The sequence below is a fragment of the Psychrilyobacter piezotolerans genome (genome assembly GCF_003391055.1).
Lineage (GTDB): Bacteria > Fusobacteriota > Fusobacteriia > Fusobacteriales > Fusobacteriaceae > Psychrilyobacter > Psychrilyobacter piezotolerans.
Genome location: NZ_QUAJ01000021.1, coordinates 1 through 11,471, shown reverse-complemented (window position 1 = coordinate 11,471; position 11,471 = coordinate 1). Strand labels below are relative to the sequence as shown.

Sequence of the window (11,471 nt, the reverse complement as noted above, 5' to 3'; positions counted from 1 at the left end):
ATAACTAAATGGGAGTGAGTGTAATGAAAAAAGTATTAACATTAGTAATGGCAATAAGTATGTCGGTATCGATTTTTGCAGCTAAGATAGCTACGGTGAATACACAAAAAGTATTTCAAGGGTACTCAAAAACACAAACCGCTAAAACAAAATTAGAAACTGAAAAAACAAAATTAGAGGGACAATTAGCAGTTAAAGCTAAAAATTTAGAAAAAATAGCGAAAGAATTAAATGCAAAAGGTGATAAGGTAACAGTGGCAGAAAAAGATAAATTCCAAAAACAACAGATGGAATTTGGAAAAGAGCGTCAAGCACTGCAGCAAAAATTAGGAAGATTAGAATATGAAGAGATGGGAACTATACAAAATGAGATAAAATCAGCAGTTAAGCAGGTAGCTAAGAAAAATAAATATGAAATGGTTATTGAAGAGGGAGCTGTATTATATGGCGGGCAAGATATAACAGCAGATGTATTAAAAGTCTTAGAAAGTTCAAAAAAAATAAAATTATAATGATATTAGGAGGAGTTTATGTATAATTTAGAAAAATTATCAGCTCTTCTTGGTGGAGAAATTAAGGGGGATAAAGTTCAGGAAATTACTGGACTTGCTCCCTTTTTTCAAGCCAGGAAGGGAGAGGTGACGTTTGCAGCAGAGGATAAATTTTTAATGAAATTAGGTGAGACAGATGCAACGGTACTGGTAGTTCCTGAATTAGAGGAATATCTGCCTGATAAAACATATATAGTCGTTGAAAAAAACCCCAGAGAATTGATGCCTATATTGTTAAAATTCTTTAAAAAAGAAGTGATGTTCCCTATAAAAGCAATAGAGGATAGTGCAGTAATAGGTGAGGGAGTAAAAATAGCTCCCAATGTCTATATAGGTCACGGAGCAAAGATAGGTAGTGATGTAACAATACATCCAAATGTTTATATAGGTCAGGATGTAGAGATAGGAGACGGATCTGTCATCTATCCCAATGCAGTGATTAGAGAATTCTGTATCTTAGGAAAAAATTGTATCTTGCAGCCTGGTGCTGTGATTGGATCCGATGGATTTGGGTATACCAAGGTAGATGGAAATAATATAAAGATAGAACAAATAGGAAGGGTAATCTTGGAAAATGACGTAGAGATTGGAGCCAATACTACTATAGACAGGGGAGCTATCGGGGATACAATTATAAAAGAGTATACTAAAATTGATAACCTGGTACAGTTAGGACACAATGGAATAATCGGGAAAAATTGCTTTATCATCTCCCAGGTAGGGATTGCAGGAAGTACCGAGGTTGGAGATAACTGTACCCTGGCAGGGCAGGTTGGAGTAGCAGGACACCTTAAGATAGGTGATAATGTTGTTTTAGGAGCTAAGTCAGGAGTAACAGGAAACATAGCTCCTAATCAGGTTCTTTCTGGAAATCCACCGGTGAGTGTCAAAGAGCATTTAAGAATAAAGGCCAGCTTAAAAAAATTACCAGAATTAGTGAAAAAAGTAAAAAAACTGGGAAAAAATTAAGAAAATAAAAGCAGAAAAAAGGCATCCTTATGGGTGCCTTTTTTGTCTAAAAATATTGCGTTTTATACTAATTAGTAGTATAATTTTTTTATGAAAAATTATAATGAGAAAGAGATGAGAAATTTGAAGTTATTGGTGACTTTATCTAGGTGTAACTCCTCTGTAAATAGCAGGATATATCCAAAAATTAAGGAGGAAGGTTTAACAGAAACACAATTTTCAGTATTAAATTTACTCTATCATAAGGGAAAATTTAATATTAAAGAGATCATTGAAAAGACGTTTTCCAGTGGCGGAACCATGACAGTGGTTGTAAATAATCTATTAAAGGAGGGCTACATAAAAAAAGAAAGGTCTGAAATAGACAAAAGACAGGTACTAATTAGTATTACTTCTAAAGGTCTGAATCTATTGAACTATATCTTAGGAACTCATGTTGAAAATCTAAAAAATACCTTTGATGTATTGACAGACACAGAAAAATTGATTTTAACTGAATTATTAAAAAAATTAGGAAAGGGTAAAGAGGATGAAGAAGATTAATAAACAACTTAAAAAAGAAGCGATAATAACGACCATCTTATACCTCATATACTTCGTATGGTGGTATAGTTTTGCATACGGGTTAGGAGATGTGGATCCAAAAGATTATAAATATATCTTAGGTTTACCGGAATGGTTTTTTTATTCTTGTATCTTAGGGTTTTTGGTGATAACTACCTTATTATGGATTTCTATCAGGTTATTCTTTAAAGAAGTAGATTTAAAAACATATGAAAAAAATGCAGGGAGAGAAGGATGGAAAAAATAAAATTAATATTACCCCTACTGATATACCTGGGGGTGACTTTATATATTGCGTACTATAACAGTCCAAGAAGGAAAAAAAGTAAAAATTTTACCAATGAATATTTTATCGGCAACAGAAGTATGGGGGGATTCGTTTTAGCCATGACTGTTATTGCAACCTATACTGGGGCCAGTTCATTTTTAGGAGGACCAGGGGTAGCATATAAACTAGGTTTAGGATGGGTACTTTTAGCCTCTATCCAAATACCCACTGCATTTTTAACTCTGGGGATCTTGGGGAAAAAATTGGCTATTATCTCCAGAAAAATTGATGGAATAACAATAAATGATTTTCTGAGAGCCAGGTACCAGAATAAATGGGTAGTAATAATGTCTTCTACAGCTATTTTATTATTTTTTATGGCCTATATGGTTGTCCAAGTAATTGGAGGTGCCAGATTATTTGAAGTTTTGACAGGTCTGGACTACACTGTAGGTTTAGTTATTTTTGGATTTGCAATAATATTTTATACTGTATTCGGCGGGTTTAAAACTGTGGCTATAACAGATGCTATTCAGGGTGTTATAATGCTGGTGACCAGTATAATTCTATTTTGGGTTTTAAAAGAAGCCGGCGGCGGGATGAGAAATATAATGAAGACTATCTATGAGATAGACCCAAACCTGCTGACTCCCAGCAGTGGAGGAGCCATAACGAAACCATTTATCATGTCATTTTGGGTCTTGGTGGGAGTAGGTCTTCTGGGATTACCTCAGACTACCATAAGGTGTATGGGGTTTAGAGACAGCAGGTCACTCCATAGAGCCATGGTTATAGGTACCTTTGTAGTTGGATTTTTAATGATAATGATGCATCTGATTGGAGTTATGGGGATAGCTATCATACCCAAAGAACAGTTAGGGGATAAGGTAATTCCAATCTTAGCTATTAGAAATTTATCTCCAGTATTATTGGGGGTCTTCATAGGAGGACCATTAGCTGCAATTATGTCTACTGTGGACTCCCTTTTGATCCAGACCAGTTCTACCATAGTAAAAGACATCTATATAAATTATATAGCTGTGGAAATAGATGAAAAAAAATTGAGCAGGATATCCCTTTGGACAACTTTAATTATGGGTGTTATGGTATTTGCACTAGCTTTTCACCCCCCAGAATTTATAGTCTGGCTAAATTTATTTGCCTTAGGAGGGCTGGAAGCGGTCTTTATGTGGCCTATATTGCTGGGATTGTACTGGAAAAAAGCCAACTCTACTGGGGCTCTCCTCAGCATGGGAATAAGTCTTTTAGTGTACGTCAGTATGACTATTTTAAAAATAAAGTTTTTTGGAATGCACCAGATAGTACCTACAATAGCAGTGGGAGGGTTAGTCTTTGTCATAGGATCGTATTCAGACAAATCCAGTCCGGAGGAACATTTAGAAATATTTTTTGAGTAAAAAAGATTTAAATTTAGGAGGCAGGGATGGAAATAAAATTAAAAAAGATAAAGATAGATATAAAAAAAGATGATTTAATAAAATTCAATGAGATAGAGTTTGCAAGATTGGTAGAGGGCTCATTTCACGAATGGACTCGTTTGGATGAGAAAAAAAATAAAATCAATTGGTCTGGTGAATTTATCATAGAGAGTGAAGATGGAGATTTTGAATATAAGATAGATACTGAAAAAAAATATATAACCAGTTTGGATCTGGATGGATTTTTAGATGGGGAAAAGATAGATATAGATGAGGATATGGAACTCTTACTCAGTTCAAATCACTCCTATATCTATGAACTTCTTATTTTTCATGAGGTTTCAAAATTAAATGTGGTTTCAGATATAAAGTTGAAAGCTGTGGAACTTTCCTTATTTCCCAAATGGGCAAGGGGCTACCTGGCTGATGATTTGGAAAATAATCCAATTATTCAGGAATTTATGGAGATATTCGAACCTCTTATGAATGAATTTGAGATAGTAAAAAAGATCAATTTAAATTTAGATAGTATTCAGGTGGAATATGAGGATGAAAAAATAAAAGAAATCTTTAAAGATGCTATAAAAAAATACCTGGAAAAAGAAATATTTTTTATAATGCACGACAGTGAATACAGAAACCTTTTACCTAAATTAGAGGTAAACAGAGTCATCGCAGCAGGGCATAAATTCAATCCTGACCTGGAAGAAATTGAGATATACAGTTGATTGTAACAGTTATAAAAATATAAACATTTTAAAATATTGACTTTTGCCTAAAACTGTCGTAAAGTTTAGTATATCAATAGGGAGGTGTTTGGATTTGAGTAATAATATTACATTTGGAGGAAAACCATTAACATTAATAGGTAAAGAGATCAAAGTAGGGGAAAAAGCACCAAATTTTACAGCTTTAAAAACAGACTTATCACCATTTAGCTTAGAAGAATTAAAGGGAAAGGTAGTTGTAATCTCAGTTATGCCCTCGGTAGATACACCGGTATGTGAACTGCAGACAATCAGATTTAATACAGAAGCTTATGAATATGGGAATATTCATGTGATTACTATCTCGGTAGATCTGCCATTTGCTTTGGGGAAATTTTGTGCAAACAAAGGTGTAGATTCAGCAATAACTCTTTCAGATCATAAAGATTTAGATTTTGGAATGAAATATGGATTTGTTTTGGAGGAATTAAGACTTTTATCCAGGGGGATCGTAGTCATAGATAAAGATGGAATTGTAAGACATGTAGAATATGTACAGGAAATTACAAGTCATCCTGATTATGATAAAGCAATAGATGCAGCCAAAGAATTAGTATAATCAGTGAAAATGGAGATTTTCTCCATTTTTTTTTGGATTAAAGGAAAAGAATGGTAAAATGGTAAATACAAAGTAGAAGTCACACTCTTAAGGAATGAGGAGGAAAAGATGAGAAGAAGAGGATTTACGTTAATCGAATTATTGATAGTGGTGGGTCTCATTGGGATCTTAGTAGGAATTGGAGGCATTTCCATAAAAAAACAAGCTGAATCCAGGGCTATGTTGAGGGTGCAGAATGAAGTGGGAGATTTTTTCAGGGTAGCAGCCAAGAGGTCACAGGAGACAGGGAAAAGATATGCTGTTAAATTTAAATTAGATGAAAAATTTATAGAAATTTCCAGAAATGGAGAAGTTACCGATATTTTAAAACTCCCAAATACATTTGAATATGCAAAAATATCCAGTGGATCCGTTGATCAAGATTTTACGAGTAATATGACATCTACTGGAAACATGAGTGGTATTATAACGCTATATGTTTTTAAGGGTAATTCTCAGTCAGGAATTCAAGGAGAGGAGATAGCAAAATATGCAATAAGGCTTTTAACAACCGATGCACATGTAAAGTTTTTACATGTTAAGGAGTATGTACCTAAAAGTGAGATAAAAGAGAGTGAAATAGAAGATGGTTCAAAAGACGCAAGTGAAACTGCATATTGGAAAACTATTAAAAACCAATAAAGATTAAAATAACACTGTTTAAAAATTGATTAAAGATTAAAATAACACTATGAATAGAAAAAAATGTAAATGTATAGAAAAAAAATACACTTAAACCCCTTGATATATCTTGAATTTAATTGTTTTGAAATGTATTTTTAGAAAACATTGCAATATACAATAACAAGTGTTATTATATAGTAAGCAATTTTTAGGAGGATTTATTATGAAAATAGGAAATTTAGAAATAGAAGTACCAATTATACAAGGTGGGATGGCAATCAGAGCATCGATGTCTAGATTGGCAGGAGCTGTGGCAAGAGAGGGCGGAATAGGTCTGATTGCTGGTTCGGCTATTGGAATTGAGGAATTAAAAAGTGAAATTATAAAGGCAAAAGAATATATGGGGGAAAGAGCAGGAGCTATTGGAGTAAATGTAATGGTTGCTGTAAGTAATTTTGAAGAAGCAGTAAATGCATCTATCGATGCAGGAGCAGAATTGATTGTCTGTGGTGCTGGATTCTCTAAAGGTATATTTAAAATTGGAAAAGAGAGGAATATACCGATATTTCCAATTGTATCATCTGTCAAGGGTGCTAAACTATCGGAAAGATTGGGAGCTACTGCTATTGTTGTAGAAGGCGGGAATGCAGGCGGACATCTGGGAACTGATCTGGATTCTTGGGATATAGTAAAAGATATAGTAGAAGCAGTAAAAATACCTGTCTTTGGAGCCGGTGGAGTAATAGAGCCTGAAGATGCCAAAAGAATGCTGGACCTGGGAGCTGTAGGAGTACAGATGGGGACAAGATTTGTAGCTACTACAGAGTGTGAAGTTAGTGATGAATTTAAAGAGATGTATGTAAATGCAAAAAAAGGTGAAGTAATAGAGATTGCTTCGTGTGCCGGACTGCCTGCCAATGCTATAGTGAGTCCCTTTGTAGACAGATTAAAGGCTGGAACCCAGGAAAAACCTACAAAATGTGTCCAATGTTTAAAAAAGTGTGACTATTCATTCTGTGTAAATGAAAAATTAGTTGCAGGACATGAGGGAGATTTAGAAAATGGGGTTTATTTCGCCGGTAAAGATGTATGGAAGATAAAAGATATAATCTCTGTTAAAGAGGTATTTGAAAGATTCAGACCAGTGTTTGAAGGTAGATAAAAAAACAGATCCTATGAACTAAATGTTCATAGGATCTGTTTTTTGTTTATCTGTTAGTTCTTCTTTATCGGTTTTATCGGTAAAAAAATTCCAATTTTTAGTTGTTCTGATAAACCATCCTACCATAAAAATTCCTTTAAATAAGGTAGTGATAGTTATAGCCCACCAAACACCATTTAATCCCAATAAACCATCCTGGGAAAGAAATAATGCCAGGGGTATTCTAACAATATTAAAAAAAGTTGTGATATAAAATGGCGGTTTGGTTTTTCCTAAACCATTAAAAGCTCCAGCAGTCAGGATCTCAATACACATAAATAGCTGGGAATAGGACAGAATTTTTAAATATTCAACTCCATTTTTGACACTTTCCTCCTCCTCTATAAAGATCTTAAATATCCTTTCAGCCCCCAGATAGAAAAGAAAACTTGTTAAAATTCCTACCACACCCATAATAATCATAGAGATCTTATATCCCTTTAATATTCTCTTTGGCTGACCTGCACCATAGTTCTGCCCGATAAAGGCAGATAGAGCTACCTGAAAACCTATGGCAGTCATCCAAGAGAGGGACTCTACCTGGGAGCCTACTTTTTGAACTGCTATTGCCATGGGACCCCAAAAGGCTATGATTCTGGCTATTATCATGGAAAGTCCGGTAAATAAACCACTCTGTAATCCTACAGGGATTCCTAAAGCGGCAATTTCTTTGATAATTTTTATTTTTGGCACTTCTAATATTCCTTTTAATGAAACCCGGGTTTGGGATCTTTTAATATAGATAAAAAATGATAATGTCACCGACCCCTGGGCTATAATGGTAGCGATTGCAGCTCCACTTACTCCCATAGCAGGGAAGCCCATCATCCCAAATATAAGGATGGGATCCAGGATCATATTGATCAACAAACCTATGGCATTCATATAAAAAGGTGTTTTAGTATCTCCATAACCTGTAAAAATTGCTGTAAAGACAGGATTGGTAAAATTAAATACCATTCCAAGACCTATAATAGCTAAGTATTTTTCAGCCATATGGATAACTGTCAGGTCACCCAGTCTGAAAAATCCAATGAGGGAATCTTTGAATAAGATCAGAAGGAGTCCGTAAAGAATAGCTAAAACTACATTTAATTGGATAGCGTTCACAGTATAACTCTGGGCTGCTTTTAGTTTTTTACCGCCGATAGATTGGGCTATCTTAACCTGGGCTCCTACCTGGGAGATGCTGACAAATGCAAAACTAAGCCAGAGGAAAAATCCTGCACTTCCTACAGCAGCGACAGCGCTACTTCCCATCTTCCCTATCCAAATCATATCTATTAAGTTGTAGGCCATCTGTAAAAAAGATGTTCCCATAACCGGGAGAGCCATCTTTAGGAGGGAACGTGATATACTTCCCTCTGTCATATTTACTTTCATATTTTCTCCTTCAATCTCTTTTTTTATTTTGATTATATATTAAACTTTCGCGATGGTGCACGCATTAAAAACCTTAATATTATTGCTGGCTTTATAAGCGCCAAACATCAATTATTTATTGTACAGTATTTGATCTTAATTTACTATTTTTTTTGCCTTTAATTAGAAAAAACTTAAATTCTAAGGAAAAACAAAGAAAAATATTGACTTTAGAATGCACATATTTTATACTAAGTGTAGGATTATTTAACGTTTGTGAAAAAATTAATATTTAGGAGGAGAAGAGATGGCAAAAAAGAAATTTCAAATGCCAACAGCCTATACTATATTATTTAGTATAATAGTTGTAGTGGCAGTATTTACATGGATAGTTCCAGCAGGACAATACGATTATGTAGCGGGGACAAAACAACCAATTCCTGGAACATATAAGGTGGTGGAGTCAACTCCCCAGGCACTATGGGAAGTAATAAATGCTCCTATCAATGGTTTTTATGAAGCTAAGGATATTGCATTGTTTGTATTGGTAATCGGTGGATTTTTAGGTATAGTAATGAAAACAGGTGCTATCGATGCAGGAATCGGACAGGTTATAAAAAAACTCAAGGGCAGAGAAAAGATAATGATACCTATCCTTATGACAATATTTGCAGCAGGTGGAACATCATTTGGAATGGCAGAGGAAACAATAGCTTTTTATCCCCTGTTGATCCCTGTATTTATCGGAGCGGGATATGATGCCTTGACAGCAGTAGGGGTAATAATGTTAGGAGCAGGTACAGGTGTACTATGTTCTACAGTAAATCCATTTGCTACGGGAATCGCCTCTGGATTCGCTGAGATCTCTATTGGAGACGGACTGGGATTAAGACTTCTGATGATGGTAGTTTTACTTGGATTTGCTATATTTTATGTTATGAGATATGCTGAAAAAGTAAAGAATGATCCGACAAAATCATTGGTCTACGATCTGAAAAAAGAAAATGAACATCATTTTTTAGGAGGAGATGAGCAGGAAACTCCAGAATTAACTTCTAAAAGAGCATTAATCCTTTGGATATTTGGTGGAACTTTCATCATAATGATCTTAGGAGTAATTCCATGGGCATATAAGTTTAATATCACAATATTTGAAGATATGAACAACTTCTTTATCAATCTTCCGGTAATTGGAGGTATCTTAGGTGGAATGGTTCCCCTTGGTGACTGGTGGTTTGGAGAGATGACTGTGTTATTTATGGTTTCAGCTGTATTGGTTGGAAAAATATATGGAATGGAAGAAAAGGAGATCGTATCTGTATTCGTAAATGGTGCCAGAGACCTGTTGGGAGTAGCACTTATTGTAGGAATTTCTAGAGGAATCACTATAGTAATGAATGCCGGTGGAATGACTAATACTGTGTTATTCTGGGGAGAGCAGGCATTGACTGGGGTAGGATCTACAGCCTTTGCTATCATCTCATACTTATTCTACCTGCCTATGTCATTCTTAATTCCTTCAACTTCGGGACTGGCGACATTATCTATGCCTATCATGGCTCCCTTAGGAGAATTTTCAGGCTTAGCAAAGAATGTAGTAGTTACCGGATACCAGTCTGCATCAGGGGTATTAAACTTACTTACTCCTACATCAGCAGTAGTAATGGGTGGATTAGCAATAGGAAGAGTATCATATACAAAGTGGTTAAAATTTGTAATGCCTCTATTTATTGCATTTATAGTAATGACTATGGCACTATTAGCTTTAGGTTCAATGATGTAAATAAAAAAAAAGCGATTAAGTCTTGGGACTTATTCGCTTTTTTAATAAAATATTTTAAAATTACGGAGGGGCAATTCATGAATTGCCCGTACGTATCGCCATAGGCGACAAGGGGGGAGAAAATGATAAAATTATTAAAAAATGCAGAGGTGTATACTCCGGAGTATATTGGTAAAAAGGATATCTTAATTGCAGACAGCAGGATAGCAAAGATAGGAGATTCTATAGATATAGATGAAAGTCTGGCGACCATCATAGATCTGAAGGGGAAAAAAATAGTCCCTGGGTTTATTGATTCCCATGTCCATATCTGCGGAGGGGGAGGAGAGGGTAGTTTTAGATCCAGAACTCCTGAGATCCAGTTAACAGATATGACAACTGCCGGGGTTACTACGGTAATAGGTGTGCTGGGAACAGATGGTACCACAAGAACCATGACAAATTTAATAGCCAAGGCAAAGGGGCTCAAGGAAGAGGGAGTATCTGCCTTTGTACTTACAGGATCCTATGAAATACCTGTGAGAACTCTTACAGGGAAGGTTACAGATGATATTATTCTGATAGAGGAAGTAATTGGCTGCGGAGAGTTGGCAGTGGCAGACCACAGGTCTTCCCATCCTACGGCAGATGAACTATTGAGAGTGGCCTCCGATACAAGATTAGGCGGGATTCTGTCTGGAAAGGCCGGAATCATAGGAGTACATATGGGAGACAGCCGAAAGGTTACAGACCTGCTTTTAGAGGCTGTAGATAAAGGTGCACTTCCCATTAAACAATTTGTGCCTACCCATATGAATAGAAACCCTTATTTATTTGAGGCAGCATTGAAATACGGTAAAAGAGGAGGGTATTTAGATTTTACGACTTCTACAACGCCTGAATTTTTAGCCGATGGAGAGGTGAAATGCGGAAAAGCCACTAAATTGTGTTTAGAAGCAGGGATCGATATTTCTCAAATTACCTATACATCTGACGGACAGGGAAGTCTGCCTGAATATGATACAGAGGGGAATTTTAAGGGAGTTAAATTAGGAAAATGTGAAACCCTCTATGAGGCTGTAAAAGAAGGGATGGAAGAGGAGAACTTAAAATTAGAAAATATAATAAAGGTTATTACTTCTAACCCTGCAACGATATTTAAATTAAAGGGAAAAGGGTTTATAGAGGAAGGCTTTGATGCAGATCTGGTTATCCTGGATGAAAATTTAGATATAGATGGTGTACTGGCTTTAGGAAGGGTGGTGGTAGAGAATAAGGCTCCCATAGTTAAGGGAACTTTTGAAAAGTAAGTGATATAAAAGTTTTTTTATCAATTTTAGAGAGGGTGCTCGCCGCAGGCGAGCAC

General features: G+C 35.6%; 12 protein-coding genes. 11 read left to right on the top strand and 1 reads right to left on the bottom strand.

What is annotated here, in order from left to right; genetic code table 11:
* Nucleotides 1–23: 23 nt before the first annotated feature.
* From DYH56_RS11355 to DYH56_RS11315, 9 genes are all read left to right on the top strand, one after another.
* Nucleotides 24–512: an OmpH/Skp family outer membrane protein gene (locus tag DYH56_RS11355; RefSeq protein WP_158539137.1), complete on the top strand. Its 489-nt coding sequence runs from the start codon at nucleotides 24–26 to the stop codon at nucleotides 510–512.
* 18 nt (nucleotides 513–530) lie between these two features.
* Nucleotides 531–1,520 carry a UDP-3-O-(3-hydroxymyristoyl)glucosamine N-acyltransferase gene (lpxD, locus tag DYH56_RS11350; RefSeq protein WP_114642990.1) on the top strand — a complete coding sequence of 330 codons (990 nt, stop codon included), beginning with the start codon at nucleotides 531–533 and terminating at the stop codon, nucleotides 1,518–1,520.
* Nucleotides 1,521–1,610: 90 nt separating this feature from the next.
* Nucleotides 1,611–2,063, top strand: coding sequence for a MarR family winged helix-turn-helix transcriptional regulator (locus DYH56_RS11345; RefSeq protein ID WP_114642989.1), 453 nt, complete (start codon nucleotides 1,611–1,613; stop codon nucleotides 2,061–2,063).
* On the top strand, nucleotides 2,050–2,331 hold the full coding sequence (locus DYH56_RS11340; protein ID WP_114642988.1) for a YhdT family protein: 282 nt from the start codon (nucleotides 2,050–2,052) through the stop codon (nucleotides 2,329–2,331). The genes DYH56_RS11345 and DYH56_RS11340 overlap by 14 nt, the downstream gene beginning before the upstream one ends.
* Nucleotides 2,319–3,770: a sodium/pantothenate symporter gene (panF, locus tag DYH56_RS11335; protein ID WP_114642987.1), complete on the top strand. Its 1,452-nt coding sequence runs from the start codon at nucleotides 2,319–2,321 to the stop codon at nucleotides 3,768–3,770. Before DYH56_RS11340 ends, panF begins: the two co-directional genes overlap by 13 nt.
* Before the next feature lie 26 nt (nucleotides 3,771–3,796).
* The gene (locus tag DYH56_RS11330; protein ID WP_114642986.1) at nucleotides 3,797–4,519 is read left to right on the top strand and encodes a hypothetical protein; all 723 of its coding nucleotides are present in this window, start codon (nucleotides 3,797–3,799) and stop codon (nucleotides 4,517–4,519) included.
* Between the two features lie 94 nt (nucleotides 4,520–4,613).
* Complete coding sequence (gene tpx, locus DYH56_RS11325; protein ID WP_310739956.1) at nucleotides 4,614–5,117, top strand: thiol peroxidase; 504 nt, start codon at nucleotides 4,614–4,616, stop codon at nucleotides 5,115–5,117.
* A gap of 108 nt (nucleotides 5,118–5,225) precedes the next feature.
* On the top strand, nucleotides 5,226–5,798 hold the full coding sequence (locus tag DYH56_RS11320; RefSeq protein WP_114642984.1) for a prepilin-type N-terminal cleavage/methylation domain-containing protein: 573 nt from the start codon (nucleotides 5,226–5,228) through the stop codon (nucleotides 5,796–5,798).
* A gap of 205 nt (nucleotides 5,799–6,003) precedes the next feature.
* A complete protein-coding gene (locus DYH56_RS11315; protein ID WP_202922771.1) occupies nucleotides 6,004–6,942 on the top strand; it encodes an NAD(P)H-dependent flavin oxidoreductase in 939 nt (312 codons plus the stop codon).
* An 18-nt stretch (nucleotides 6,943–6,960) separates the two neighbouring features.
* Here DYH56_RS11315 and DYH56_RS11310 read toward each other — a convergent pair whose 3' ends face one another.
* Nucleotides 6,961–8,364 (bottom strand): MATE family efflux transporter, encoded by a 1,404-nt coding sequence (locus tag DYH56_RS11310; RefSeq protein ID WP_114642983.1) that lies wholly within the window; start codon nucleotides 8,362–8,364, stop codon nucleotides 6,961–6,963.
* A gap of 286 nt (nucleotides 8,365–8,650) precedes the next feature.
* On the opposite strand from DYH56_RS11310, the gene DYH56_RS11305 reads away from it, so the two are divergent.
* On the top strand, nucleotides 8,651–10,126 hold the full coding sequence (locus DYH56_RS11305) for a YfcC family protein (protein ID WP_114642982.1): 1,476 nt from the start codon (nucleotides 8,651–8,653) through the stop codon (nucleotides 10,124–10,126).
* Nucleotides 10,127–10,248: 122 nt separating this feature from the next.
* The gene (gene iadA / locus DYH56_RS11300) at nucleotides 10,249–11,415 is read left to right on the top strand and encodes a beta-aspartyl-peptidase (RefSeq protein WP_114642981.1); all 1,167 of its coding nucleotides are present in this window, start codon (nucleotides 10,249–10,251) and stop codon (nucleotides 11,413–11,415) included.
* The last annotated feature ends 56 nt before the right edge of the window (nucleotides 11,416–11,471 follow it).

What these genes read in the sequence shown, in the direction of transcription:
- DYH56_RS11355 (WP_158539137.1), top strand. Translation starts at nt 24, where the DNA reads ATGAAAAAAGTATTAACATTAGTAATGGCAATAAGTATGTCGGTATCG.
- lpxD (WP_114642990.1), top strand. Translation starts at nt 531, where the DNA reads ATGTATAATTTAGAAAAATTATCAGCTCTTCTTGGTGGAGAAATTAAG.
- DYH56_RS11345 (WP_114642989.1), top strand. Translation starts at nt 1,611, where the DNA reads ATGAAAAATTATAATGAGAAAGAGATGAGAAATTTGAAGTTATTGGTG.
- DYH56_RS11340 (WP_114642988.1), top strand. Translation starts at nt 2,050, where the DNA reads ATGAAGAAGATTAATAAACAACTTAAAAAAGAAGCGATAATAACGACC.
- panF (WP_114642987.1), top strand. Translation starts at nt 2,319, where the DNA reads ATGGAAAAAATAAAATTAATATTACCCCTACTGATATACCTGGGGGTG.
- DYH56_RS11330 (WP_114642986.1), top strand. Translation starts at nt 3,797, where the DNA reads ATGGAAATAAAATTAAAAAAGATAAAGATAGATATAAAAAAAGATGAT.
- DYH56_RS11320 (WP_114642984.1), top strand. Translation starts at nt 5,226, where the DNA reads ATGAGAAGAAGAGGATTTACGTTAATCGAATTATTGATAGTGGTGGGT.
- DYH56_RS11315 (WP_202922771.1), top strand. Translation starts at nt 6,004, where the DNA reads ATGAAAATAGGAAATTTAGAAATAGAAGTACCAATTATACAAGGTGGG.
- DYH56_RS11310 (WP_114642983.1), bottom strand. Translation starts at nt 8,364, where the DNA reads ATGAAAGTAAATATGACAGAGGGAAGTATATCACGTTCCCTCCTAAAG.
- DYH56_RS11305 (WP_114642982.1), top strand. Translation starts at nt 8,651, where the DNA reads ATGGCAAAAAAGAAATTTCAAATGCCAACAGCCTATACTATATTATTT.
- iadA (WP_114642981.1), top strand. Translation starts at nt 10,249, where the DNA reads ATGATAAAATTATTAAAAAATGCAGAGGTGTATACTCCGGAGTATATT.